Raw genomic sequence first — 25083 nt, 5'->3', positions numbered from 1 at the left:
ATAATGATGCTACTGGAAGAACAGGTGGGAAAGCTCCTGTTGGATTCCCATCAGACCATAGCCTGTGCCGAGTCATGTACGGGGGGGCTGTTAACCAGCCGTCTTACAGATGTGGCCGGCAGCTCGGCCTACGTTATGGGCTCAATAGTTTCCTATACCAATGAGGTGAAAATGTCCCATCTGGGAGTGAAGGCAGAAACCCTGAAACAGTTTGGCGCAGTTAGTGAACAGACGGCAAGGGAAATGTCAGGTGGAGTCAGGGGGAGAATAGGTGCTGATATCGGCGTTGGCATAACGGGAATTGCAGGACCAGGTGGAGGAAGTGTGGAGAAACCGGTGGGCTTGGTGTATATTTCCGTAGCCGGCCCAAAGGGAGTAATCGTCACGAAAAACCTTTTTAAGGGCAGTCGCACCGAAATAAAAAAACAAACTACTGACAAGGCCTTGACAATGCTGATAGAATATATTGTGTGATTCTAATGGTTATTTAATTTGGTTTTCACCATTTTTTCAAAATAGTCCACTAGAATAACCGTAGTAAGATTCAAATGTTAATTGAATTGTGGGGGATAATAATGAAAATAAAAAACGTGTTAGTTAAAGGTTTTATGGCAGCCGTAATGGGGGCATTCCTCATGGTACCGGCTATGTCTTCCGTGTCTGCTGAGGAGGCAGCAGCGCCTGCAGAACAGGCAGTGACAGCGGATGCCAATGGTGGTACTGTTGTATCAGTAGAGCTTCCGTATAAGTATACCAGCACACGCTATGGCTACAGCATTATGTGCCCAACCCAGCCGAATGTGGTTCCGGCCAGCCTGTTTGATGAGACAACCAAGGGTGACCTCCTTATTTTTGAGGGCGATGTTGACAATGTAAAAAAAGCCTGGCTTGTTCTCATTAACGCTTATGAGGAGGCAGATCTCCCGGCCAATATTGGAACTGTCAGCGATGCTGAGCGTAAGACCCTGCTGGAGAATTTTGCCAATAAGTCTATGCTGGTAAACTGCCGCGTGGTTGAGGTGGCTGAAAAAACCTATGGAATTTACGGCTATACTCCAAAAGAGTTCGAGGTAGATACCGATGGCGATGGTAAATTTGATGACACTGTTACAGCTGAGAACCAGATGATAAAGACCTATATGCCAGGTGAGTTTGGCGGTCATTTCATGGTAATGCTTATTGATAACCCTGAGCTTTCCGCGGTTGGTGCGGCAACCTACAATGCTGCCCTTACTACCTTTAAGCAGTGGCCAACCTCTGAATATCAGGAGTTCCTGGAGCTGTCCAAGCTGCCAAAGAAAAAGAAGAAATAATTGATATTTGAATTTGGGGACCTGTACTGATAAAGTACAGGTTCTTTTTTTCTTATATTTTTGACATTTTTGACTTTTTGATGTATTATAGCAATTGTGAGTTAGCACTCATGTATTGGGAGTGCTAAAAATTATCAATAACAATTTTATATAAAGGAGTCTTTATAATGGCAAAAGAAACCCATGAATTCCAAGCGGAAACAAAACAGCTGCTGAATCTGATGATTCACAGCATCTATACAAACCACGAAATTTTCCTTCGTGAGCTGATTTCCAACGCCTCTGATGCCATCGATAAGCTGCATTTTGCTTCCCTTACCGATAAGAGTATCCTGGAGGGCAATGACGACTATGAGATTTTCCTCATTCCGGACAAGGACAGCCATACTCTGACCATTTCCGATAACGGCATCGGCATGAACAGGGAAGAGGTGGTGGAAAATCTTGGTACCATCGCCAAGTCCGGCACCAGGGCTTTTCTGGAGCAGCTTAAGCAGGAAAAGGAAAATGCCGGCAATGCTGAACTCAGCGACAACCTTATTGGTCAGTTCGGCGTAGGCTTTTATTCTGCCTTTATGGTGGCTGAAAAGGTTACCGTTGTAACACGCAAGGCCGGGGAGAAGGATGCTGTACGTTGGGAATCCACCGGTGACGGCTCCTATACCATGGAGGAGTGCGACAAGGAAAACCGCGGTACCACCATTACTATTACCCTTGGCAAGGATTTCTATGGGGACAGTGCCGAGGAAAACTTCACTGACAACTGGAATATCCAGAGCCTTGTTAAGAAGTATTCCGACTATGTACGTTACCCAATCAAGATGAACTTCGAGACCGAGGAGACTCCTCGCGATGAAGAGGGCAAGGAAATTGAGGGCGCAGAGAAGATCAAGAAGACTGAGGTTCGTACCCTTAACTCCATGCAGCCACTGTGGACCAAGAACAAGTCTGATATTACCAAGGAGGAATACAGCAAGTTCCTGAAGACCCAGTTCCATGAGTGGGATGAGCCAATGGAGGTATTCCACAACAAGGCAGAGGGTACTGTGGAGTATACATCTCTCCTGTACATTCCGTCCAAGGCCCCATTCAATCTTTATCACACCGACTATGAGCCAGGCATTCAGCTTTATTCCCGTCACGTATTCATTATGGATAAGTGCAAGGACCTGTTGCCTGATTATCTGGGCTTCGTAAAGGGACTGGTGGATTCTCCTGACCTTTCCCTGAATATTTCCCGTGAGCTTTTGCAGCAGAGCCGTGAGCTGAAGACCATCGGCAAGAATATGGAAAAGACCATTCTTAAATCTCTGGAGAGAAAGCTCAGCAAGGACCGTGAGGGCTATGAAAAATTCTGGGCTGAGTTTGGCAAGTCCTTAAAGATTGGTATCTATAACAGCATGTTCACCGGCAATGATATTATCAACAAGCTGAAGGAGCTGCTGCTGTTCGTATCCTCAAAGGAGGGCAAAAATGTATCCCTGAAGGAATACGTGGAGCGTATGCCTGAGAGCCAGAAGAAGATTTACTACGCTACAGGTACCGACCAGTCTACCATTGAGAAGCTGCCACAGATGGAGCTTCTGAAGGAAAAGGGTATTGAGGTTCTCTATCTTCTGGATCCGGTGGATGAGTTTGCCATTGAGGCTATCCGCACTTATGCTGACAAGGAATTCCAGTCCATCAGCCGCGGTGATCTTGATCTTGATGATGCTGAGTCCCAGGAGGTTAAGAAGGAAACTGAGGAGCTGGCCAAGACCAATGATGACCTTATTAAGGACATCAAGGAGGCTCTTGCTGACAAGGTGGCTGAGGTTAAGATTTCTGCCCGTTTGAAGTCAAGTGCTGTATGTCTTGTGGCTGATGCCCAGGGTCCGTCCCTGTCCATGGAGCATACCTTTGCGGCTATGGATAATCCAATGTTCAAGGCAAAGCGCATTTTGGAGATTAATCCGCACCACGCACTCTTTAGCCGCTTGCAGGGCCTCCATTCTGCCGGCAAGGACAGCCAGGATTTCAAGGATTATTGCGACCTTCTCTATACTCAGGCACTGATTATAGAGGGGATTATGCCTGAGAACCCAGTTGACTTTGCAAATAAGATCGCCGAACTAATGGCTAAATAAGCAAGATTAAACTAATGCAAATTAAAAGTACCTCCAAACAGGAGTTTGATATGTTCCTGCTGGAGGTATTTTTCTGTGTTTTTTTAATTGCGGCGGTATTCCCGGGCGGACATTTTGAACTGCTTTTTAAATTCACGGGAAAAGGCAGAGTAGTCCTTAAATCCACACTGAAAGCAGATATCGGTAATGGGCATTGAAGTGGAGGAAAGAAGCTCCTTGGCCTGTATCAGACGCTTTGAGTTGATGTACTGGTGGATGCTGTAGCCTGTTTCTGCCTTGAATTTTCGCATAAGGTGGTATTTGCTCATAAATACCGTGTCGGAGAGCATATCAATGGACAGGTCCTCCGGGAGATGGGCGTTGATATATTCAATAATCTGCTGCACCTTTGGGTCGTAGGTGGCCTCGTGGAGCTTTTCAAGTTCATTGGACATGAGGGCGCGGTTCAGCAGAATCATAAATTCTATAAAAAGAATTTCCGTGTACAGCTCGTTGGCAAAGCCCTGGCCCTTGTCCACCTTTTCAATCTTCTTCATGTGAAAGAGAAGGTCATGCTCAGTGCCCTTCGGCATGTGCATAACGCTGGAGCTTTCCCTGGCCCGCTGAAAGCAGTTGGAAAGATCAATCTCACCATCATTCCATTGTTCCTCCTGCCAGTGGGCAAGAAAGTCCTGGGACACATAGATAACAATGCGTTCGTAGAGTTTGCCGGGGTAGGTGACAGGGCGGTGGATTTCCCCGGCACTGACAAAGAGAATGTCTCTGGGCTTCAGGGGATAGTTTTTGCCCTCGATAATGTACTGGCCCTCACCATCAATGAATATAATGATTTTGTGAAAGTCGTGATAATGAAAGGGAATTTCCTTCATGGCGGTATCCTTCAGGTGAAAGATACGAAAATGCTGGTGCAGGAACCCCTTCTTTTTATAAGTAGCCATTTCTGTGCCTCCTTTTTTACAATTATAGCACTTTTTGCAACATAAAAAGCAATAATTTCATATTTTATGTAAAACGTGCCTGCTATAATAAAACCATAAAAGGTAAGGAGGTAATGACCATGCAGATTGTATATGGCTTGGATATAAATGACCTGAAGTACTTGGTAATGGACTACAATGAATCCCTGATGAACGGCGAGACTGTCCGCAAGCTGGCTGCCTTCCGCAGCGGCGTAGGTGCAGACAGGGTGGTATTCATGGATATGGTTCATGATACTGTTATTGCCATCTATAATGCAGAGGGTCATAACGTGGTTCCTGATCTGAACGATTTTAAGGCAGCCAGAAGTATTTCTGCCGGCAAGTTCGAACGTGAATATCATGTAACTGATTATTATTTGAGCACGATTGTATCCGAAAAAGTACTTATAAAAGCAGCTTGTTAATACCAATCAATTTGAACTAATTTAAGCACTGTTAACAGGGGAGATAAAGGCCTCCTTTTCGTTGACAGTGTTTTATTTTTGATGATATATTGTATGGGTAAGTTATCGTCTGTCATATATTTTTAGCAGAGGAGTTGAGAATACATGAAAGCATCCATTATTATGGGAAGCGATTCAGATTGGCCAATTTTAAAGCCTGGTTATGACCTTTTGAAGCAGTTTGGTATCGAGGCAGAGGTTACCGTGGCGTCAGCTCACCGTACCCCGGCCAAGGTTAAGGAAATAGTGACTACTGCACCTGAGCGAGGTGTAGGAGCATTCATATCAGCAGCTGGTGCTGCAGCCCATTTAGGTGGCGTTATTGCTAGTTATACCACCCTGCCAGTTATTGGAGTACCTATAAATGCTACTTCCTTAAACGGCATGGATGCATTGCTTAGTACAGTTCAGATGCCTTCTGGCATACCTGTAGCTACTATGTCAATTAACGGAGCAAAGAACGCCGCTATTTTTATTGCAGAAATTTTCGCTCTCTCTGATAAGGACATCAGGGAAAAACTGGTGAAGTACAGAGAAAAAATGGTTTCCGATGTTGAAGCAAAGGCAAAGCGTGTTGAGCAGCAGCTCAACAAGGACTAAGCTTTTGACTTTTACATATAGAGTTATTTTTAAGGTTTAATTAATTGGAGGTTATTTAAACAATGGAAAAGAAGAACGCAATCTACGAAGGCAAGGCAAAGATTTTGTACGCAACTGAGAACCCTGATCAGCTGATTTGCTACTACAAGGATGACGCTACTGCTGGTAATGGTGCCAAGAAGGGTACAATTGTGGATAAGGGTATCATGAACAACAAGATTACCATGTTCTTCTTTGATTTGTTGGCTAAAGAGGGCATAGAGAACCATGTGGTAGAGGTTATTGATGACCGCAATGTTCTGATAAAGAAGCTGGACATCGTTCCGCTGGAGGTTATTATCCGCAACGTTGCTGCCGGTTCTCTGGCAAAGCGTCTCGGCCTGGAGGAGGGCACTCCTATGTCCATGCCTGTAATTGAGCTTTGCTACAAGAATGATGATCTGGGTGACCCAATGGTTAACCGCTATCATGTACTGGCCTGCAAGCTGGCCTCTGCAGAGGAGCTGGACGAGATTGAGGCCCAGTCCCTGAAAATCAATAAGATTATGGTGGATTATCTTAAGACCAAGAACATTGACCTCATTGACTTTAAACTGGAATTTGGCCGTGACAAGGATGGCAAGATTGTTCTGGCCGATGAGATTTCCCCTGACAACTGCCGCTTCTGGGATTCCGTAACCAAGGAGAAGCTGGACAAGGACCGCTTCCGTCGTGACCTTGGCAATGTTGAGGACGCATACAAGGAAATCCTTAAGAGATTGACTGGTGAAGTTCGCTAAGTCAGAACAAGGCGCAGACTGATCCATTATTATTTACTTCAGATAGGATGGTTTTAGAGTGATTGATTTAGAAGAAGACAAGATGAAGGAGGAGTGCGGCGTCTTTGGCGTATACTCCCGGGAATTCAATGTCTCCGAATTGACATATTATGGGCTGATTGCCCTGCAGCACCGTGGCCAGGAAAGTACGGGCATCGCTGTAACTGACGGCGCCTGGATGGATGTGAGCCGTGGCATGGGCCTTGTGCGTGAGGTGTTCCGCCATCAGATTCCCCAGATGGAAAATCAGTACATTGCCATTGGCCATGTACGTTATTCCACCACTGGTTCCAGTCTTTTGGCCAATACCCAGCCATTAATGGTTTCCTACTCCGGTGGTAAGATTGCTCTGGCCCATAACGGCAACCTCACCAATGCGGGGGAAATCCGCCGCAAGCTGGAGGAAAGTGGTACTATTTTCCAGACCACTATTGATTCCGAGGTTTTCGTGAATCTTATTGCCCGCTCCAGAAAGGTTACCATTGAGGAAAAAATCATAGATAGCCTGAAAAAAATCAAGGGTGCCTACTGTCTCACAATAATGACTGAGGACAAGCTTATTGGAGCCAGAGACCCTCAGGGCTTCCGTCCTCTTTGTATCGGAAGGCTTGAGGATGGGGGCTATGTGCTCAGCTCCGAAAGCTGCGGCCTGGACGTAGTTGGTGCAGAGTTTATCCGTGATGTGGAGCCTGGTGAAATGGTGGTTATTGACGAAAATGGTATTGAGTCACATCGTTTTGCCAAGGCCAAGCCATCCATGTGTATTTTCGAGTTTATTTATTTTGCCCGTCCTGATTCCATTATTGATGGCCAGAGTGTTCATGAGTCCCGTTTTGAAATGGGGCGTATCCTGGCCAAAAGGGCAAGATGCAAGGGCGATATTGTAATATCAGTTCCTGATTCGGGAAATGTGGCTGCCTCAGGCTATGCTTACGAGGCGGGGCTCCCTTATGTCAGCGGACTTATTAAGAACCGTTATATTGGCAGAACTTTTATTCAGCCTAGCCAGAAGCAGCGTGATACTGCTGTAAAGCTGAAGCTGAATCCTGTAAAATCCGTGGTAAAGGACAAGTCTGTTATCGTAATCGATGACTCCATTGTTCGTGGTACCACCTCCGGGAAAATCGTTAAAATGCTGCGGGATGCGGGAGCAAGGGAGGTTCACATGGTTATCAGCTCCCCGCCAATAGGTTATCCTTGCTTCTATGGCATTGATACATCAGCCCGCAAGGAATTGATAGCCGCTTCAAAGTCCGTTGAAGAAATCCGTGAGTATATCGGGGCTGATACCCTGCATTTCCTGGATTTGGAGGACCTTAAGAAGTGCGTGCCGCTGCTTAACGCCAAAAATATGTGTTTTGCCTGCTTCAACGGCGGTTATCCTATTCAGCAGAAGACCCAGTCTCCGGCTGAGGCGGACAAGTATATTTTTGAAACCAGAAAGAAAAAGACAGATTGTTAATGGGGGATATAAATGGAAGAAAAGCTCACTTACCGTGACGCCGGTGTTGATATTGATGCCGGAAATTACTCTGTAAAGCTTATCAAGGATAGTGTAAAGGCTACCTACCGCCCTGAGGTGTTGGGGGACTTGGGAGGCTTTGGTGGCCTCTTTGCCCTTAATATCGGCAAATACACGGAACCAGTGCTGGTTTCCGGAACTGATGGCGTCGGTACCAAGCTGCGGCTGGCATTTATGCTGGACAAGCATGATACCATTGGGCAGGATGCGGTGGCCATGTGTGTCAACGATATTCTTGTACAGGGTGCTGAGCCCCTTTACTTCTTGGATTATCTTGCAGTTGGCAAGCTTGACCCTGAGCAGGTGGCTGATGTGGTAAAGGGCGTTGCCAACGCCTGCAAAGAATCCGGCTGTGCCCTTATTGGCGGCGAGACCGCTGAAATGAGCGGCTTCTACCCTGTGGGTGAATACGATATTGCAGGCTTTGCAGTGGGTGTAGTGGATAAGTCCAAAATTATCACCGCCGAAAAGGTGAAGGCTGACGATGTGCTGTTGGCTTTGCCATCCTCCGGTGTTCATTCCAACGGCTATTCCCTTGTACGTAAGATTGTTTTTGAAAAGATGGGCTACAAGGGTGACGAGTTCATTGATGAGTTGGGCAAGACCATTGGGGAGGAGCTTCTGACTCCTACCAGACTCTACCCAAAGACCTGTCTGCCACTTATAGAAAAGTATGATATTCACGGCATGGTTCATATTACCGGCGGCGGCTTCTACGAGAATATTCCACGGGCCCTTCCGGAAGATATGGGCTGTGTGGTGGACACCACTGCCTGGGAGGTTCCTGCCATCTTCAAGCTACTTCAGAAGTGGGGCAACGTGGAATGGAAGGAAATGTACCGCACCTTTAATATGGGTATTGGTATGGTTCTTATTGTTTCCCGTGAGGATGCTGAGGCTATCAAGGCTGACCTTAAGGCCAAGAATGAGCCTGTATTTGAGATCGGCCATGTAACCAGTGGCAATCACGAGGTTATTACCAAAGGCGGCGTGTTCAATGAGTAAGCATATATTAGGTATTCTCTGCTCCGGTCGGGGCTCAAATATGCAGTCTATTTTGGCTGCCATTAAGTCCGGCCAGATTAAGGCTGAGGTGGGAATCGTGCTTACCGACAAGCCTGAGGCTAGGGCCCTTACCGTGGCCAGGGAAAATGGCATTAAGAGTATCTGCATCAACCGCAAGGAATGTAAGGACCAGCAGGATTTTGAGGAGCAGCTGGTGGCTGAGCTCAGAAATGCCGGGGTAACTCTGGTTATTTTGGCTGGCTTCATGCGGATTTTAAGTCCATATTTTGTTGGGGAATACAGACATCAGATTTTAAATATTCACCCATCCCTTCTGCCATCCTTTGGGGGCGCCCATGCCCATCGGGACGTATTGGCTTACGGCACCAAGGTATCTGGCTGTACCATTCATTTTGTGGATGAGGGTATGGATCATGGCCCAATTATTTTGCAGGATACTGTGCCTGTTTTGGAGAATGATACAGAGGAGACCCTGGCAGCCAGGGTGCTGGAAAAAGAACACATCCTTTATCCAAGGGCCATTGAGCTTTATGTTGACGGAAAGCTGGAGCTGGTGGGCGAACGTCATGTACGGATAAAAAATTAATTTTTAATAATAAAGGAGACTTTACTATGAAAATCAAACGCGCATTAATCAGTGTATCTGACAAGACTGGTGTGGTTGAGCTGGCAAAGAAGCTTCACGCTGCAGGGGTGGAAATCGTATCTACCGGCGGTACCATGAAGGCCATTAAGGATGCCGGGATTCCGGTAATCTATGTCAGCGATGTTACTGGTTTTCCGGAAATTATGGATGGCCGTGTAAAGACCCTGAACCCAATGATTCACGGTGGTATTCTGGCTGTCCGTGATAACCCTAATCACGTACAGGCCATGAAGGAACACAAGATTACTGCCATTGACATGGTTGTAGTAAATCTCTATCCATTTAAGGAAACCATTTCAAAGCCGGAAGTTGCATTGGCTGAGGCTATTGAGAATATTGATATTGGCGGTCCTGCCATGATCCGTGCAGCTGCCAAGAACTTTAAGTACGTAACCGTTATTACCAATCCTGACCGTTATGACCAGGTGGCCGAGGAGATTGCCAAGAATGGCTGTGTAAGCGGTATGCTTCGTATGGAGCTGGCTCAGGAGGCCTTTAAGCACACTTCTGAGTATGATGATTGCATTCAGAACTATCTTATGGAGCAGGTGAATAAGTAATGAATATTTTAGTAATCGGCAGTGGCGCAAGGGAGCACACTTTGGTATGGAAGCTGAGCCAGAGTGCCAAGGCTGACAAAATCTACGCCATTCCCGGCAACCCGGGCATGACCTCTCTGGCAGAGTGCGTTTCTGATATTTCCATTACCGATAATGAGTCCATGGTGAAATTTGCCAAGGAAAAGCAGGTGGAGCTGGCAGTGGTGGGCCCTGAGGTGCCTCTTACCAACGGTGCAGTGGATGCCTTTAATGCTGCCGGCATCAAGGCCTTCGGCCCCGTAAAGGCTGCGGCTGAAATCGAGGGCTCCAAGGCCTTTTCCAAAGGACTTATGAAGAAATATAATATTCCTACTGCCAAGTACGAGGTATTTACTGATGCGGCAGCAGCCAAGGAATATATCAAGTCTGAGGGTGCCCCAATAGTTATTAAGGCCGACGGCCTGGCTGCGGGCAAGGGCGTAATTGTGGCCATGACTCTTGAGGAGGCTCTGGGGGCCATTGATGAAATCATGGGGGACGGTGCTTTTGGCAGTGCCGGAAGCCGTGTTGTGGTTGAGGAATTTATGGAAGGCGAGGAGGTTTCCGTACTTTGCTTCACCGATGGCAAGACTATCATTCCTATGGTCCCTTCCCAGGACCACAAGCGTGTTAACGACAATGACCAGGGACCAAACACCGGCGGCATGGGGGCCTATGCCCCAGCCCCGGTGGGAACTCCTGAGCTGTTGTCTGCAACCCAGAAATTGATTCTCGATCCAACCATTAAGGCCATGGAAAAGGAGGGTCGCCTCTACAAGGGCTGCCTCTATGCAGGCCTTATGGTGACTGATGGCAAACCACGGGTCGTGGAGTTCAACGCCCGTTTTGGTGACCCTGAGACCCAGGTGGTTCTGCCGCTTCTGGAAAGCGATTTGGTGGATGTAATGCTATCGTGTATTGACGGTACCCTGGCTGACACTGAGGTGAAGTGGAGCAAGGGGGCGGCTGTATGTATCGTTATGGCAGCCGGAGGCTATCCAAAGAGCTACAACAAGGGTGATGAGATAACTGGTCTTAAAGAGGCTGAGGCTGGCGGCAACATCGTGTTCCACGCCGGTACCTCAGAAAAGAATGGCCATATCTACACCAATGGCGGCCGTGTATTGGGCGTGGTGGCCAAGGCCAACGGCATTAAGGAAGCAGTGGATTCCGCCTACGCCTCCGTGGACAAGATTCACTTCAAGGATGCCCACTTCCGCCACGATATCGCACATTGGGCTTTGGAACGCTTGAAGAAGTGACAAAACTGCTGTATACTTGAAGCATAATCTAATGAACGGAGTGAGCTCGATGGTCGTTAATGAAAATGTTAATGAGAACGTTAATAAATTGGTGAAGGACCATGCTGTGAACAGACCTGAAAAGATGAGAAGTATGGCGGAGATTACTGCCAGATACAATCTTTCCTGCCAGAAGTATAAAGAGCTTAAGTCTGCCAAGGCAGAATTTCGTGAGCAGAAGGTTATGGTATATGCAGAGCTGAAGGTTCTGGGCTGGGTGCTGGGCAAGAGCGAACAGACCATTTCCAAGGACTCTAACTGATAGTTGTATTTTTGACTGCCCTGTGATTTTTTCATGGGGCAGTTTTTGTATGTCCCGGTTTTTATAAATAGGGGATTTTATGCTATACTTATTACGTTAGTGAGCAATTAAGGAGGTCATTTTTTTATGAATGTAAATGACGTTATTCATGGCTTTAAGCTGATAAAAACAGACCATGTGCCGGAGGTAGCCTCAGACACATTTGAATTTAAGCATATTAAGAGCGGTGCCCGCCTTTTATATTTAAAGAACAAGGACGACAACAAGGTATTTTCCATTGCCTTCCGCACCCCGCCAACTGATGATACTGGCGTGCCACATATTATTGAGCATTCCACCCTCTGCGGTTCCCGGAAGTTCCCATTAAAGGAGCCCTTTGTGGAGCTGGTGAAGGGTTCCCTCAACACCTTCCTCAACGCCATGACCTATCCGGATAAGACCGTATATCCGGTGGCCAGCTGCAATGACAAGGATTTCCACAACCTTATGGACGTATACCTTGATGCTGTTTTCTATCCTGTAATGCTGGATACCCCAGAGATTCTTATGCAGGAGGGTTGGCATTATGAAATTGAAAAGCCCGAGGAGCCTTTAAAGTACAGTGGCGTTGTTTATAACGAAATGAAGGGGGCCCTGTCCTCTCCTGAGGATTTGCTGGCCAATGAGATAATGCGTGCCCTTTACCCTGACACCACCTATTCCAAGGAGTCCGGTGGAAATCCTGCCGCTATTACAAGCCTCACCTATGACCAGTTTAAGGAGTTCCACAGAAAGTATTATTCCCCAGCCAACAGCTATATCTATCTCTATGGCGATATGGATATTGAGGAGCAGCTGAAGTTTATTGATGAGGAGTATCTCAGCCACTTTGATATTGTTGAGGTGGATTCCACCATTGGGGAGCAGAAGCCTTTCAATAAAATCAAGGAAGTGGTGGCTGATTATCCAATTGGTGAGGCAGAAACCACCGAGGCCAAGACCTTCCTGTCCTATTCCGTAGTTGCGGGGGATACTGACGAGGTGGAGGATTTGATGGCCATGTCCCTTTTGGAGGAGGCTCTCTTGAAGAATCACGCTTCCCCACTGCGTATGGCCCTTATTGAGGCAGGCATAGGCCAAGATGTGTCCTCCAGTTTTGATGGGGCGATGCTCCAGCCATTCTTCAGTATTGAAATGAACGGCTCTGAGCCCCGGCATGCGGATAAGTTCGTGGATGTTATCCGTACCACCCTCGCCAAAATCGTTAAGGAGGGGGTTGACCGCAATCTTTTGGAGGGTACCCTGAACCGCATGGAGTTCCGTCTCCGTGAGTCGGATTTTGGCACTGCACCAAAGGGACTTATCTACAATTTAACCCTTATGAACAGCTGGCTTTATGACCGTGACCCATTGATTATGCTGCGTTACGAGGACTTGCTTGTTTCCCTGCGGGAGAAGCTGTCCACCAGATATTATGAGGAACTTATTCAGACCAAGCTGCTGGACAATAAGTTTGGAGCCCTGGTGGTGTTAAAGCCAAGTGTAACCATGGCAGCTGAAAATACCAAAAAGATGGAGGAGAAGCTGGCCAAGGTGAAGGCTGGTATGACCCCTGAGGAAATTCAGGGTCTTATTGATGCTGCGGCAAAGCTGAAAAAACGTCAGCAGACTCCTGACAGCCCTGAGGCTTTGGCTACAATTCCCCTCCTTAAGATTTCCGATATTAATCCGAAGGCCCGTGTGTTCCCATTGGAGGAAAAGGAAATTGATGGGGTGAAGGTGCTTTTCTCCGATGTGGATACAAAGGGAATTGTATATTATTCCCTATACTTCGATATGGATGTTATTCCACAGGAGCTGGTGCCTTACGCCTTCCTCTTCAACGACCTTATGGGCCGTGTGGATACCAAATCCAATGATTACGTGGAGCTCAGCAAAAAGATGACCTTCTATACCGGAGGTATGGGTGGAGATATTGACGTGTTCCCTATTGCGGGAAAGCCGGATGAGTTCCGTCCGATGTTCAGACTTACCTCCAAGGTGTTCTACCGCAATCTGCCTGTTGCTGTGGAGCTGATGAACGAGGTGGTTAATGAGACCATCTTTGATAATGACACCCGCCTTAAGGAGCTGATTATCCAATCAAAGGTGGGCATGGAAATGGAGATGCTGAATTCCTCCGTGTCCGTGGCCCGCAGCAGACTTGCCTCCTTTATTTCCAAGGACGGCGTGTTTGAGGAAATGGGTGAGCTGTCCCTTTATCCAATATTGAAGGATCTGGCAGATAATTTTGATGACCGATTTGAGGACTTTAAGGCCAGACTCCAGCAGATTCAGAAGCTGCTCTTTAGCTCCAAACGCCTTACAATTGGTGTTACTATGCCTAAGGCTGATTATGGCATGTTCGAAAAGGAAATCAGGGGCTTTATCGATAACTTGAAGGCCAACAAGGAAGCTGACAAGGCTGTTTCCTGCGCCTACGAATTGCCGGTGGAGAACCATCGGGAAGCACTTTTGTCCTCCAGTCAGGTACAGTATGTGGGCAAGGGTGCCAACCTTATTAAGCTGGGCTATGACGTGCCTGGCTATCTCCGGGTAATGGAGGTAATGCTGAAGTACGAGTATTTCTGGATTAAGATCAGAGTTCAGGGTGGTGCCTATGGAGCTATGACCAGCATTAACAGCAACGGCAATGTAATGTTCCTGTCCTACAGAGATCCTAAGCTGAAGGAAACTCTGGAAGTCTTTGATGGCACCGCTGATTTTCTGAGGAATTTTGATGCGGACGAGCGGGAAATGACCAAATATATTATTGGTACCATCAGCAACGCGGATATGCCCCTGACTCCAAAAATGACAGGCAGCTTTGCCCAGAGTCTGTATTTCAGAAAATATAGTCAGGAAAAGCGACAGAAGGTAAGGGATGAGATTCTTTCAACCACTCCGGATAAAATCAGAAATCTTGCCCAGGCCATTGAGGCTGCCATGAAGGCTGACAATATTTGCGTTTTCGGCAACGAAACCGTTCTGGAGGAAAACAGGGATATATTTGACAGAATGACCCGGGTAATGGACTAAGAATTGTAACGGTTATTGTGGACTTTCATTGACTTTGTCCATCTGCCGTGTGATAATTAACTTGGTTATGTAACATGACAATGTTTGGAGGTTTTTTTGTGAAGGATGTTGTTTTTAGAGGTGCTGGCGTAGCCATTATTACACCATTTACCGAAGATGGAATCAATTTCGAGGAGCTGGGCCGTATTATTGAGGACCAGATTGCAAAGGGCACAGATGCCATTGTAATTACCGGTACTACTGGCGAGTCAGCTACAATGTCTGATGAAGAACATAAAGCCGCTATTAAATATGCAGTGGAGAAGGTTGCCGGCCGAATTCCGGTGGTTGCAGGTACCGGCTCCAATGAGACTGCCTACGCCATTCAGTTGTCCCAGTACGCTGAGAAGGTGGGGGCAGATGCACTGCTGGTGGTTACTCCATACTACAATAAATGTACCCAGAAGGGACTTGTAAAGCATTATACTTCCATTGCAGATGCTGTTAATATTCCGATTATCGTGTATAATGTGCCTTCCCGCACCGGTGTGAATATTCAGATTTCCACTTTCAAGGAGCTTTCCAAACACCCACGCATTGTGGCTGTGAAGGAGGCCAGTGGGGATTTGTCCCAGGTTGCCAGGATTCGCCACGAGTGTGGTAACGATTTGGCAGTTTATTCCGGAAATGATGATCAGATTATTCCGATTCTTTCCCTGGGCGGCCAAGGTGTTATTTCTGTATTGTCTAACGTGGCGCCAAAGGAAACACACGATATTTGCCAGATGTTCTTTGATGGCAGGATTAAGGAAGCTTCTCAGATGCAGATTGATTTCATCGATCTCATTGGTGCCCTGTTCTGCGAGGTAAATCCTATTCCAGTGAAGGTGGCCATGCGAATGAAGGGCTACAATGCGGGGCCTTTGCGTTTGCCTCTTACTGAAATGGAGCCGGAGCATGAGGCTCTGCTGAAGAAGTGCATGGAAGCACATAATTTGCTTTAATTTTTTTAGTTACAATACAATCCTAAAAATGAGTTGTAGGATTGTCGGGAGTTTGGTGTCGAGGGCTGCAACTGTATAGGTTGCGGTCCTTTTATTATGTAGGGAGTCTTTGAGGGGAAAGCTCACTGCGGGGTATTTAGGAGGTTATTATGAGAGGAGTTTTTGACATTGTAGGCCCTATTATGATCGGTCCGTCCAGTTCCCATACGGCAGGGGCGGCCAGACTGGGGCTGATGGCAGGAAAAATTTTGGGAGAGCCCGTGGCAAAGGCGGAAATATTGCTTCATGGTTCCTTTGCCAGAACCTATCGGGGCCATGGTACTGATAAGGCACTGATAGGCGGACTTCTTGGTTTTTCACCAGAGGATGAGCGTATTCGGGATGCTTTGGAAATTGCCAGGGAGCGGGGCTTGGATTATTCCTTTGCACCAATTGATTTAGGCGATGCCCATCCTAATACAGCCGTGTTTGTCATGACAGGGGTAAATGGTCGTCAAATAACCGTGGGGGGGGCCTCCATTGGGGGCGGTAATATAGAGGTACGCAGCATTGATACCTTCCAGATTGCCCTTACCGGCCAGTATCCTTCCCTTATTGTCGTTCATAGGGATAAACCGGGTGTTATTCGTGAAATATCCGATGTATTGGCCAAGCACCATGTAAATATTGCCTTTATGCGGGTGTTCCGGCGTAACCGCGGACAACAGGCCATGATGATAATTGAGACGGATGAAGAACTGACAGAGGATATTATTCAGGATTGCCGCAGCACCGGGGTTATCGAAAATGCCTTTGCTGTTCCGGCTATATAGGAGAGGGTACCATGGTAAATTTTAATTCTATAAAAGAGCTCATTGAGCTGGCAAAAGAGCGAAACACCTCCATTGGTAAAATCACCATGGAATATGAACAGGAGCATTCCTTTGACAGTGAGGAGCATATGCTGAAATCCATGCAGAATAACTGGCGGGTAATGCAGGAATCCATTGAACGTGGAATTAACAATAAAGATAAGTCCCTCAGCGGGCTTACTGGTGGGGATGCCATAAAAATTTATAATCACAGGGATGAAAGCTATACAGGAAAAACAGTTATGACAGCTGCGGCCAGTGCTGTGGGGGTAAGTGAGGTCAATGCGGTAATGGGCCGTATTGTGGCCTGCCCGACGGCGGGGTCCTGTGGTATTGTTCCTGCGGCAATAAGAACTGCGGCGGAAAAGAATCACAATAGTGAGGAAGAAATTCTGGATGCCTTGTTTACCGCCGCCGGAATCGGTCTGGTAATAGAGGCCAATGCGTCCATTGCGGGGGCCTATGGCGGTTGCCAGGCGGAGTGTGGTACCGCTGCCGGAATGGCAGCTGCTGCCATGGTGCAGCTTGGGGGAGGTACTCCTGATCAGGTGGGCCATGCTGTGGCTCTGGCCATAAAAAATCTTTTAGGCCTGGCCTGCGATCCTGTGGCAGGTCTGGTGGAGGTCCCTTGTGTAAAGCGAAATGGTTTTGTGGCTGTTCATTCCATGGTGGCGGCAGATATGGCTCTGGCCGGGGTGGAATCCGTTATTCCGGTGGATGAGGTAATTGATGCTATGGACCGCATTGGTCGCAGCCTTCCACGTACCGTTAAGGAAACTGCCGAGGGCGGTTTGGCTCTCACGGCTACGGGAAAAGCCATCAGCAAGCGGGTATTTGGTTGAGATTTGGGTTATTTGGTCAGGTGTTCATCCGGCATATTTGGCTCCTTATGGCAGGTTTAATAATCTTTTAATGGACAAACATGACTGTTTATATTAAACTTTACTAGGGAATCTTAGAGAATCAAATCTGAAAGATGAAGATGAACTTAGATTCCCTGTAAGGGCTGATGAAAACCGGTATGTTTTCATCTTGCTTACTAAGGATTTAATCTAGACATTTATGGAGGTATTTTTAATGAAGAAGATTATACAGCTGCTCACTGTAATGTGCGTTATGATTTTGGGCACACAGTTTGCATTTGCCTGGGAAGTGGGTACTTCAAAGGAGACTGTATACGGTTACGGAATGTTGGATGTAAAGTCTTTTGTAATTGGTAACCCTCAGTTCTCTCCACAGGATGAGGAGCCAACTGTTGAAGAACTGACCAAGATGATCTATGATCAGGCCATAAAGAACAACAAAAAAGGCTTTAGCTATATGTCCTATCAGGATTTCTGTAAGACCGTCAACAACAAGGAGCATATAGATATTTATCGCCTGGGCCGTCACAAGGCACTGGAGCTCTTTAAGGAAAGAGTAAGTACTTACGGCGATGCCTATATCGTATGCACTGTATCCAATGATACCCGCCTGAACGTGTTCTTTGATGTGGTGGATTCCAAGTCCCATGAGGTACTGTATTCCTACAGAAAGCTTGCTCCAAAGGCAACCCCTCGTGACGAAAAGCTCTACAACGAGATTTGCCGGGATTTCTTTAATGCCTATGCCAACAGAGTAAAGGTTGTGGCAAAGGAGAAAAAGGAAGAGGACGAGATGATCCTGAAGATGGGCAAGGAAAACTACGAGAAGTACAAGAAGGAAAAGCTGGCCAAGAAGAAGGCCCAGGAAATTGTAGAAAATGATCTGGACAGATATCTGAGACCTGACCACAGAGTAGGTCGTGGCTGGGGCAACGAGTAATACTTAAAATTAAAAGAAGCTTTTATGAAATGTTGATTCATTTCGTAAAGGCTTCTTTTTATATGTGGAGATATTTTGTTATACAATTTTGTTGGCGGCGTTGCTGCAGCCAATGGATATATTTTGTGGCATTGCTGTCTTTTTGTTTATTGGCGGGAAAGGTAAAGTGGTTTTATTTTGGCATCCTCGGCAATATTTTCTCTTAGATAGCCCGCCCGTACCATTGCATCCAGAACTATAAACTGGCGCTGTTTTGCCAGCTTGTAATTTTCATAGGGGGAATAAACGGAAGGGGCGTTGGGAATCCCCGCCAGCATGGCTGCCTCCGGCAGGGCAAGCTGGTCAGGGGTCTTGTCGAAATACCCCTTGGTGGCCTCCCTGATACCATAAAAGCCGGAACCAAAGTAAATGGTATTAAGATACATTTCCAGTATCTGCTCCTTGGAGTAGTGCAGCTCCATATCCAGGGCAAGCAGAAGTTCCTCCGCCTTTCGCCCATAAGTCTGGTCCTGGGACAAAAACATATTCTTTACCAGCTGCTGGGTAATGGTGCTGGCTCCCTCCTTAACCTCGCCATACTGTAGGTTCACCAGAGCCGCTCTGCCAATACCCTCCGGATCAAAGCCATGATGTGTATAGAAACGGTTATCCTCCACAGCCACCACGGCCTGGGTAAGGGATTCCGGCATTTCATCAATGGTCACGTAATTATCCCGGTTCAGGGATTTATTTACTTCCCGCTCAAGAAAAACTATGCGGTTTATGCGCTGGGTTGTGGGCTCATCAAAATACAGGGTGCCTCCTGACAAATAATAGGAGCCGCAGAACATAATGATAAACAGAATCGCCAGCAGTACCAGCTTTTTTATTAATCGGATCAAGAACATCATGCTATTTTGTTTCCTTTTTTGTAAACATAATTGATAACGCAATTAATTCTAACACAGTTGTTCGTATTTTTCCATTTCATAGTTAAATTGTGATAATTTTTTGTGTATATTGTTGCATAATTATTAATAAAATCTTGCATTTTATGAATAAAAGGTGTATACTCTACTCATTGACAAGGAGGAATTGACCATGAAGAAAGTTAGTGTTATTGGTGCAACTGGCTACGCCGGTGCCGAATTGTTAAGAATATTGCATAATCACCCTGAGGCCCAGGTGGTACACATTACCTCTGAAAGCCACGCAGGAGAAAATATTTCTGATATATACCCCCATTTGCGAGGGATTTACGACAAGCAGCTTATAAGCATGAAGGAAATTGATAAAATTGGTGAGGACAGCGATTTCGTTTTTATCGGTCTGCCTCACGGCCATGCCATGAAGGTGGGCAAGGCTCTTGATAATAAGCCAACCCGCATTATTGACCTAGGTGCTGATTATCGCTTTGATGATACTGATGTGTATGAAGCCTGGTACAAGGTGGAGCATATCCACAAGGATGCTCCAAGGGTATACGGTCTGGCAGAGCTGTACAGGGATCAGATAAAGGGTGCCAAGATTATAGGCAATGCGGGCTGTTATACCACTGCCAGCATTTTGGCTTTTGCGCCTCTGGCCAAGAACAATCTTATTGATATGGATACCATTGTAATTGATGCCAAGTCCGGAGTTTCCGGGGCAGGCAGGGGGGCAAAGCTTCCAAATCACTTCCCGGAATTATATGACAGCTTCAAGGCCTATGGAGTAGCAAGTCACAGACATACTCCTGAGATAGAGCAGGCTCTGACTGAGCTTTCCGGAAAGAACACGGTGCTGAACTTCACTCCTCATTTGGTGCCAATGTCCAGAGGTATTTTGAGCACATGCTACGCAAAGCTGAAGGAAGGGGCAACTCCGGAGCAGGTGGATAAGGTCTATGAGGAAATGTACGGCAAGGAATTTTTTGTAAGACTCCTTGGCCGAAACGGCTATCCTGCCACCAAGAATGTGCGGGGCTCAAATTACTGTGAGCTGGGCTGGCACATAGATTCACGTACCAACCGTGTAATAGTCCTTTCAGCCATTGACAATCTGGTGAAGGGGGCGGCTGGGCAGGCTGTGCAGAACTTTAATATAGCCTGTGGCTTCGACGAGAAGCTGGGCCTTGATGTGGTTCCAATGTACCCATAAGAAAGCCTTCCCCTATGGGGAAGGTGTCAGCGTAGCTGACGGATGAGGTCATAATAGCTTGTTGAATTATATAGGAGGAATTAAGTATGTTTTCTGAAAAAAGTGCAAAGGCCGGCGTAACCTTCCCCAAGGGCTTTAAGGCTGCCGGTGTTAAGGCTGGTATAAAAAAGAGCGGTAATCTTGATTTGGCGTTGATATATACTGAAAAGGAAGCAGCTATAGCTGGCGTATTTACAAAAAATGCCGTGGCAGCGGCTCCGGTTATTGTGGATAAGGAACATCTTAAGAACGGCAAGGCTCATGCTATTGTGGCAAATGCCGGCTGTGCCAATGCCTGCACCGGCGAAGTGGGGCTGAAGAATGCCCAGAAAATGGCCAAGCTGGCAGCTACTGAGCTGGGATGTGATCCTTATGATGTATTTGTTGGTTCCACTGGCATTATTGGTGTTAATCTGCCTATGGACAAGATGGCAGATGGTATTAAGGCGGCTGCAGCTGAGCTTTCTGAGGATGGCAGTGTGAATGCCGGAAACGCCATTATTACCACTGATACCTATTCCAAGGCCTGTTCCTTCGCCGTACAGATCGGGGGCAAGGAAGTTCGCTTTGGAGCTATTGCAAAGGGCTCTGGCATGATTCAGCCAAATATGGCTACCATGCTTTGCTATATTTCCACGGATGCCAACATCGCTGCACCTCTCCTGCAAAAGACCTTGTCTGACATCGTGGAGGTTTCCTTCAATATGATTTCCGTGGACGGTGATATGAGTACCAATGACACCGTGCTGGTTCTGGCTAATGGTGAGGCCGGCAATGCAGAAATCAAGGAGGGGACTGAGGATTATAAAGTATTCTATGATTCCTTAAAGACCATCTGTCAGGAGCTGTCCAAGCGGATTGCTGCAGACGGCGAAGGAGCCACCAAGTTCCTTACCATTAATGTACATGGCACCAAGACCTTTGAGGATGCCAAGACTGTGGCCATGAGCATTGCCAAGTCACCCCTTGTTAAAACAGCCTTTTTCGGTGAGGACCCTAACTGGGGCCGGGTAATCTGTGCTGTGGGCTATGCAGGGGTTCCAATGGTGCCGGAAAAGACTGTTATTAAATTTGGTGATATTACTGTTTACGCCAATGGCCTGGGAGCGGAATTTGATATGGAGGAGCTTTCCAAGGTAATGGCCATGCATGATATTGATATTAATGTGGAAATGGGAATGGGAGATGCTGCTGCCACTGTGTGGAGCTGTGATTTCTCCTATGAGTATGTAAAAATTAACGGTGAGTATCACACCTGATGACCTCATCCGCCCTTCGGGCACCGACGGGCTTTGCCCTAGTACCCTTGGGTGCTTCCCCAGAGGGGAAGGCAGTAAAGGAGAATAGGTATGTTAGATGCAGAAAAACGGGCGGGAACCCTTATTGAGGCCCTGCCCTACATACAGGAATTTTACGGCAAAACCATCGTCATTAAGTACGGCGGCAATGCCATGATAAATGAAGAATTAAAGCAGAAGGTAATGGAGGATGTTAGTCTCCTGAAATATGTGGGCATGCGGCCTGTAATCGTACACGGCGGCGGCCCGGATATTACCCATTTTTTAAAGAAGGTGGGCAAACAGTCTGCCTTTGTCAGCGGCCTCAGGGTAACCGATGAGGAAACGGTGGAAATTGCGGAGATGGTCCTTGACGGCAAGGTAAACTCTGATATTGTAAATATGCTTAATTGCCGTGGCGTTAAGGCAGTGGGCCTCAGCGGCAAGGATGCGGGACTGATTAAAGCCTCCAAGAAGCTGGCCACAGTATATGATGAGGCCGGCAAGCAGGCCGATGTGGACATTGGCTATGTGGGGCAGGTGGCTTCCATTGATACTTCCATTTTGGATACCCTGCTGGATAATGGCTACATTCCCGTTATCGCCCCAATAGGCGTGGGTGAGGACGGTGAAAGCTACAATATTAACGCCGATTATGTGGCGGCGGAAATTGCCGGTGCCCTGAAGGCGGAAAAATTGCTGCTCCTTACGGATACTGAAGGGGTTTATAAGGATTTTGAGGACAAGGATACCTTCATATCCACCCTGACTGTGGCGGAGGCCAAGGACTATATCAAGACCGGAATAATCTCCGGGGGCATGATTCCAAAAATTGAGGCATGTCTGAAGTCCATTGAAAGCGGTACCAACAAAGTTCACATTATAGACGGCCGTCAGCCCCACTCCATTATATTGGAGTTGCTGACCTCCAGTGGTATTGGTACCCAGGTTATAAAGTGATTTAGCAAGTATATTAACTTAACGTTTAAGAGATTGAATGGTTAATTAATTGAATAATTTAGCATTTTATCCATTTAAAGAATGAAAGGGTGTACATATATGACTGATGAACAGATTTATGAAAAGGACGCCAGAGATTATCTTCCGGTTTTTGCCCGATACAAAATTGTTCTGGACCATGGCAACGGGGTATATGTTTACGACACCCAGGGGAAGAAATACATCGATTTTCTGGGGGGTATTGCAGTAAATGTTTTGGGGCACAATCACCCTCAGCTGGTAAAGGCGGTGGCTGAACAGGCGGGGAAAATGATTCACTGCTCCAATCTCTACTATACCCAGGTGCAGGCTGATGCAGCGGAGAAGCTCACCAAGTTAAGCGGACTTAACAAGGTGTTCTTTGGCAATTCCGGGGCTGAGGCCAACGAGGGAGCTATTAAACTGGCCCGCAAGTATGCCCATAGCATTGATGCAGATAAGTCCCAGATTATTACAGCTATTCACAGCTTCCATGGCCGCACCATTGCCACCTTGACGGCAACGGGACAGCCAAAGTATCAGGAGGGCTTCGGCCCGCTTCCTGAGGGCTTTGACTATGTGCCTTATAATGACATTGAGGCCCTGGAAAAGCTGATGAGTAATAAAACAGCGGCAGTTATGCTGGAACCCATTCAGGGGGAAGGCGGCGTTCATGTTCCAGACAGTGCTTATTTAACCAAAGTCCGTGAGCTTTGTAATAAGTACAACGCACTGCTTATATTTGATGAGATTCAGACCGGCATCGGCCGCAGCGGAAAGTTTTTCACCTACGAAAAGTTTGGTGTGCAGCCGGATATTGTAACCCTGGCCAAGGGATTGGCCGGTGGCGTGCCAATCGGCGCCTTTATTGCCAGTGACAAAGTGGCCTCAGTATTCCATGCAGGAGATCATGGTTCCACCTTTGGTGGCAATCCTCTGGCCTGTGCTGCAGCCAATGTGGTGCTGGATCTGGTGGGGGATGACAAGTTCCTCAAAAATGTGGAGTTAATGGGAGATTATATGAAATCCCGTCTGGAGAAATTTCAGAGCAAATTCCCGTCCCTCATTAAAGAGGTACGGGGCATGGGCCTTATTTTGGGCATGGAGCTTACCAAGCCGGGAAGGGATATTGTAAATGCCTGTCTGGAAAAGGGTGCTATCATTAATTGCACCGCCGGCAATGTGCTGAGATTTGTTCCACCACTTATTGTGACCGAGGAACATATTGATGAAGTATGTGACATTTTGGAAAGCGTGTTGCCTGATTTTGAGTAGTATACGAATATGCAATCGGATGAAAATATACGAAAACTGTAGTATAATATATACTGTTGGCATACAAAAGTATTCGCAACAATATGGAATACTGGGAGGTTAGATAGATGTTGAAAGGCAAGGATTTACTCTCCATTCATGATTTGTCCGTGGATGAGGTAAATGAAATATTGGCTTTGGGACACGAGCTGAAGGCCAAGCAGAAGGCTGGTATTGAACACCACCTTTTGAAGGGAAAGACTTTGGGCATGATTTTTGAAAAGTCCTCGACCCGTACCCGTTTGTCCTTTGAGACTGGTATGTACCAGCTGGGAGGCCAGGCCCTGTTCCTGTCCAACCGTGATTTACAGCTGGGTCGCGGGGAGCCTATTAAGGACACCGCAAGGGTTATGTCCCGTTATCTGGACGGCATTATGATTCGTACCTTCGGCCACGATAGGGTAGAGGAATTTGCCCAGTGGTCTGATGTACCGGTAATTAACGCCCTGACAGACCTTTTACACCCTTGTCAGGTTCTGACTGACCTTCTAACTATCCAGGAGCATAAGGGCAAGAATCTCAAGGGCCTGAAGATGGCTTATGTAGGTGACGGCAACAACATGACCAACTCCTATATGTATGGCTGTGCCAAGGCTGGTATGGAATTTGTGGCTGCCACCCCAAAGGGCTATGAGCCGGATTCACAGGTGATGAAAAACGCCATTGAGGATGCCAAGGAAACTGGCGCATCCATTAAGCTGGTAACAGATCCATTTGAGGCTGCCAGGGGGGCAGATATTGTGGTTACCGACACCTGGGCCAGCATGGGACAGGAAGCAGAGCACGATGAGCGCAAAAAAATCTTCAAGGATTATCAGGTCAATGCTGAGCTCCTTAAAGAAGCAGACAAGCGTGTTATCGTAATGCACTGTCTGCCGGCATACCGGGGTGAGGAAATCACTGATGAGATTATGGAGGCTTACGCCGATGTAATATTTGATGAAGCAGAGAACCGTCTCCACACCCAGAAGGCCATTATGGCCCTTCTCATGGGAGACTAAAATAGCCTTCCCCTTTGGGGAAGCACCCAAGGGTACTAGGAGCAAAG

At 47.0% G+C, this 25083-nt stretch carries 24 protein-coding genes; 22 read left to right on the top strand and 2 right to left on the bottom strand.

Going from position 1 to position 25083, the window contains the following annotated elements:
- Nucleotides 1-3 precede the first annotated feature (3 nt).
- The 3 genes from T525_RS0101410 (at nucleotide 4) to htpG (ending at nucleotide 3439) form a co-directional block, all read left to right on the top strand.
- On the top strand, nucleotides 4-474 hold the full coding sequence (locus T525_RS0101410; RefSeq protein ID WP_037324758.1) for a CinA family protein: 471 nt from the start codon (nucleotides 4-6) through the stop codon (nucleotides 472-474).
- Nucleotides 475-575: 101 nt separating this feature from the next.
- Entirely contained in the window at nucleotides 576-1313 is a 738-nt protein-coding gene (locus tag T525_RS15410) for a hypothetical protein (RefSeq protein ID WP_051533326.1), read from the top strand.
- Nucleotides 1314-1480: 167 nt separating this feature from the next.
- On the top strand, nucleotides 1481-3439 hold the full coding sequence (htpG, locus tag T525_RS0101400) for a molecular chaperone HtpG (protein WP_027405703.1): 1959 nt from the start codon (nucleotides 1481-1483) through the stop codon (nucleotides 3437-3439).
- An 83-nt stretch (nucleotides 3440-3522) separates the two neighbouring features.
- On the opposite strand, the gene T525_RS0101395 is transcribed toward htpG, so the two are convergent.
- Nucleotides 3523-4377, bottom strand: coding sequence for an AraC family transcriptional regulator (locus tag T525_RS0101395; protein WP_027405702.1), 855 nt, complete (start codon nucleotides 4375-4377; stop codon nucleotides 3523-3525).
- Between the two features lie 119 nt (nucleotides 4378-4496).
- On the opposite strand from T525_RS0101395, the gene T525_RS0101390 reads away from it, so the two are divergent.
- The 14 genes from T525_RS0101390 to T525_RS0101325 all read left to right on the top strand — a co-directional run bounded on the left by T525_RS0101390 (nucleotide 4497) and on the right by T525_RS0101325 (nucleotide 18309).
- Nucleotides 4497-4823, top strand: coding sequence for a hypothetical protein (locus tag T525_RS0101390; RefSeq protein WP_027405701.1), 327 nt, complete (start codon nucleotides 4497-4499; stop codon nucleotides 4821-4823).
- Nucleotides 4824-4967: 144 nt separating this feature from the next.
- Complete coding sequence (gene purE, locus T525_RS0101385) at nucleotides 4968-5462, top strand: 5-(carboxyamino)imidazole ribonucleotide mutase (RefSeq protein WP_027405700.1); 495 nt, start codon at nucleotides 4968-4970, stop codon at nucleotides 5460-5462.
- Between the two features lie 62 nt (nucleotides 5463-5524).
- On the top strand, nucleotides 5525-6241 hold the full coding sequence (purC, locus tag T525_RS0101380) for a phosphoribosylaminoimidazolesuccinocarboxamide synthase (RefSeq protein WP_027405699.1): 717 nt from the start codon (nucleotides 5525-5527) through the stop codon (nucleotides 6239-6241).
- A gap of 82 nt (nucleotides 6242-6323) precedes the next feature.
- The gene (gene purF, locus T525_RS0101375) at nucleotides 6324-7742 is read left to right on the top strand and encodes an amidophosphoribosyltransferase (RefSeq protein WP_037324839.1); all 1419 of its coding nucleotides are present in this window, start codon (nucleotides 6324-6326) and stop codon (nucleotides 7740-7742) included.
- A gap of 12 nt (nucleotides 7743-7754) precedes the next feature.
- A complete protein-coding gene (gene purM / locus T525_RS0101370) occupies nucleotides 7755-8807 on the top strand; it encodes a phosphoribosylformylglycinamidine cyclo-ligase (RefSeq protein ID WP_027405697.1) in 1053 nt (350 codons plus the stop codon).
- The gene (gene purN, locus T525_RS0101365; RefSeq protein ID WP_027405696.1) at nucleotides 8800-9414 is read left to right on the top strand and encodes a phosphoribosylglycinamide formyltransferase; all 615 of its coding nucleotides are present in this window, start codon (nucleotides 8800-8802) and stop codon (nucleotides 9412-9414) included. Before purM ends, purN begins: the two co-directional genes overlap by 8 nt.
- 26 nt (nucleotides 9415-9440) lie before the next feature.
- Complete coding sequence (locus tag T525_RS13855) at nucleotides 9441-10034, top strand: phosphoribosylaminoimidazolecarboxamide formyltransferase (protein WP_037324837.1); 594 nt, start codon at nucleotides 9441-9443, stop codon at nucleotides 10032-10034.
- On the top strand, nucleotides 10034-11314 hold the full coding sequence (gene purD / locus T525_RS0101355; protein WP_027405695.1) for a phosphoribosylamine--glycine ligase: 1281 nt from the start codon (nucleotides 10034-10036) through the stop codon (nucleotides 11312-11314). Before T525_RS13855 ends, purD begins: the two co-directional genes overlap by 1 nt.
- A 49-nt stretch (nucleotides 11315-11363) precedes the next feature.
- Nucleotides 11364-11615 carry a hypothetical protein gene (locus tag T525_RS0101350; protein WP_051533325.1) on the top strand — a complete coding sequence of 84 codons (252 nt, stop codon included), beginning with the start codon at nucleotides 11364-11366 and terminating at the stop codon, nucleotides 11613-11615.
- 126 nt (nucleotides 11616-11741) lie between these two features.
- Nucleotides 11742-14672 carry an insulinase family protein gene (locus T525_RS0101345; RefSeq protein ID WP_027405693.1) on the top strand — a complete coding sequence of 977 codons (2931 nt, stop codon included), beginning with the start codon at nucleotides 11742-11744 and terminating at the stop codon, nucleotides 14670-14672.
- Nucleotides 14673-14770: 98 nt separating this feature from the next.
- Nucleotides 14771-15655 carry a 4-hydroxy-tetrahydrodipicolinate synthase gene (gene dapA / locus T525_RS0101340; RefSeq protein WP_027405692.1) on the top strand — a complete coding sequence of 295 codons (885 nt, stop codon included), beginning with the start codon at nucleotides 14771-14773 and terminating at the stop codon, nucleotides 15653-15655.
- Between the two features lie 149 nt (nucleotides 15656-15804).
- Entirely contained in the window at nucleotides 15805-16467 is a 663-nt protein-coding gene (gene sdaAB, locus T525_RS0101335) for an L-serine ammonia-lyase, iron-sulfur-dependent subunit beta (RefSeq protein WP_027405691.1), read from the top strand.
- A gap of 11 nt (nucleotides 16468-16478) precedes the next feature.
- Complete coding sequence (gene sdaAA, locus T525_RS0101330; protein WP_027405690.1) at nucleotides 16479-17348, top strand: L-serine ammonia-lyase, iron-sulfur-dependent, subunit alpha; 870 nt, start codon at nucleotides 16479-16481, stop codon at nucleotides 17346-17348.
- Between the two features lie 235 nt (nucleotides 17349-17583).
- Nucleotides 17584-18309: a hypothetical protein gene (locus T525_RS0101325; RefSeq protein WP_027405689.1), complete on the top strand. Its 726-nt coding sequence runs from the start codon at nucleotides 17584-17586 to the stop codon at nucleotides 18307-18309.
- Nucleotides 18310-18455: 146 nt separating this feature from the next.
- On the opposite strand, the gene T525_RS0101320 is transcribed toward T525_RS0101325, so the two are convergent.
- Nucleotides 18456-19199 carry a transglycosylase domain-containing protein gene (locus T525_RS0101320; protein ID WP_156945488.1) on the bottom strand — a complete coding sequence of 248 codons (744 nt, stop codon included), beginning with the start codon at nucleotides 19197-19199 and terminating at the stop codon, nucleotides 18456-18458.
- Nucleotides 19200-19389: 190 nt separating this feature from the next.
- Here T525_RS0101320 and argC point away from each other — a divergent pair, with 190 nt between their 5' ends.
- The 5 genes from argC to argF all read left to right on the top strand — a co-directional run bounded on the left by argC (nucleotide 19390) and on the right by argF (nucleotide 25036).
- Entirely contained in the window at nucleotides 19390-20427 is a 1038-nt protein-coding gene (argC, locus tag T525_RS0101315) for an N-acetyl-gamma-glutamyl-phosphate reductase (protein ID WP_027405687.1), read from the top strand.
- Nucleotides 20428-20513: 86 nt separating this feature from the next.
- A complete protein-coding gene (argJ, locus tag T525_RS0101310) occupies nucleotides 20514-21725 on the top strand; it encodes a bifunctional glutamate N-acetyltransferase/amino-acid acetyltransferase ArgJ (RefSeq protein WP_027405686.1) in 1212 nt (403 codons plus the stop codon).
- Nucleotides 21726-21815: 90 nt separating this feature from the next.
- On the top strand, nucleotides 21816-22703 hold the full coding sequence (gene argB, locus T525_RS0101305; RefSeq protein ID WP_027405685.1) for an acetylglutamate kinase: 888 nt from the start codon (nucleotides 21816-21818) through the stop codon (nucleotides 22701-22703).
- Nucleotides 22704-22802: 99 nt separating this feature from the next.
- Entirely contained in the window at nucleotides 22803-23996 is a 1194-nt protein-coding gene (locus tag T525_RS0101300; protein ID WP_027405684.1) for an acetylornithine transaminase, read from the top strand.
- A 107-nt stretch (nucleotides 23997-24103) separates the two neighbouring features.
- Nucleotides 24104-25036, top strand: coding sequence for an ornithine carbamoyltransferase (gene argF / locus T525_RS0101295; protein ID WP_027405683.1), 933 nt, complete (start codon nucleotides 24104-24106; stop codon nucleotides 25034-25036).
- Nucleotides 25037-25083: the final 47 nt, after the last annotated feature.

This window comes from Anaerovibrio sp. RM50, from assembly GCF_000622005.1.
Taxonomy (GTDB): domain Bacteria; phylum Bacillota; class Negativicutes; order Selenomonadales; family Selenomonadaceae; genus Anaerovibrio.
This window is presented reverse-complemented; position numbering and strand designations above follow the sequence as displayed.

Bases quoted from the DNA above. Each gene is read 5' to 3' on its own strand.
- purC (WP_027405699.1), top strand. From the start codon at position 5,525: ATGGAAAAGAAGAACGCAATCTACGAAGGCAAGGCAAAGATTTTGTAC.
- T525_RS15410 (WP_051533326.1), top strand. From the start codon at position 576: ATGAAAATAAAAAACGTGTTAGTTAAAGGTTTTATGGCAGCCGTAATG.
- T525_RS0101300 (WP_027405684.1), top strand. From the start codon at position 22,803: ATGACTGATGAACAGATTTATGAAAAGGACGCCAGAGATTATCTTCCG.
- T525_RS0101410 (WP_037324758.1), top strand. From the start codon at position 4: ATGATGCTACTGGAAGAACAGGTGGGAAAGCTCCTGTTGGATTCCCAT.
- T525_RS0101345 (WP_027405693.1), top strand. From the start codon at position 11,742: ATGAATGTAAATGACGTTATTCATGGCTTTAAGCTGATAAAAACAGAC.
- argJ (WP_027405686.1), top strand. From the start codon at position 20,514: ATGTTTTCTGAAAAAAGTGCAAAGGCCGGCGTAACCTTCCCCAAGGGC.
- T525_RS0101390 (WP_027405701.1), top strand. From the start codon at position 4,497: ATGCAGATTGTATATGGCTTGGATATAAATGACCTGAAGTACTTGGTA.
- argF (WP_027405683.1), top strand. From the start codon at position 24,104: ATGTTGAAAGGCAAGGATTTACTCTCCATTCATGATTTGTCCGTGGAT.
- T525_RS0101320 (WP_156945488.1), bottom strand. From the start codon at position 19,199: ATGATGTTCTTGATCCGATTAATAAAAAAGCTGGTACTGCTGGCGATT.
- htpG (WP_027405703.1), top strand. From the start codon at position 1,481: ATGGCAAAAGAAACCCATGAATTCCAAGCGGAAACAAAACAGCTGCTG.
- T525_RS0101350 (WP_051533325.1), top strand. From the start codon at position 11,364: ATGGTCGTTAATGAAAATGTTAATGAGAACGTTAATAAATTGGTGAAG.
- T525_RS0101395 (WP_027405702.1), bottom strand. From the start codon at position 4,377: ATGGCTACTTATAAAAAGAAGGGGTTCCTGCACCAGCATTTTCGTATC.
- purN (WP_027405696.1), top strand. From the start codon at position 8,800: ATGAGTAAGCATATATTAGGTATTCTCTGCTCCGGTCGGGGCTCAAAT.
- purM (WP_027405697.1), top strand. From the start codon at position 7,755: ATGGAAGAAAAGCTCACTTACCGTGACGCCGGTGTTGATATTGATGCC.
- argC (WP_027405687.1), top strand. From the start codon at position 19,390: ATGAAGAAAGTTAGTGTTATTGGTGCAACTGGCTACGCCGGTGCCGAA.
- sdaAB (WP_027405691.1), top strand. From the start codon at position 15,805: ATGAGAGGAGTTTTTGACATTGTAGGCCCTATTATGATCGGTCCGTCC.
- purD (WP_027405695.1), top strand. From the start codon at position 10,034: ATGAATATTTTAGTAATCGGCAGTGGCGCAAGGGAGCACACTTTGGTA.
- T525_RS0101325 (WP_027405689.1), top strand. From the start codon at position 17,584: ATGAAGAAGATTATACAGCTGCTCACTGTAATGTGCGTTATGATTTTG.
- purF (WP_037324839.1), top strand. From the start codon at position 6,324: ATGAAGGAGGAGTGCGGCGTCTTTGGCGTATACTCCCGGGAATTCAAT.
- argB (WP_027405685.1), top strand. From the start codon at position 21,816: ATGTTAGATGCAGAAAAACGGGCGGGAACCCTTATTGAGGCCCTGCCC.
- purE (WP_027405700.1), top strand. From the start codon at position 4,968: ATGAAAGCATCCATTATTATGGGAAGCGATTCAGATTGGCCAATTTTA.
- T525_RS13855 (WP_037324837.1), top strand. From the start codon at position 9,441: ATGAAAATCAAACGCGCATTAATCAGTGTATCTGACAAGACTGGTGTG.
- sdaAA (WP_027405690.1), top strand. From the start codon at position 16,479: ATGGTAAATTTTAATTCTATAAAAGAGCTCATTGAGCTGGCAAAAGAG.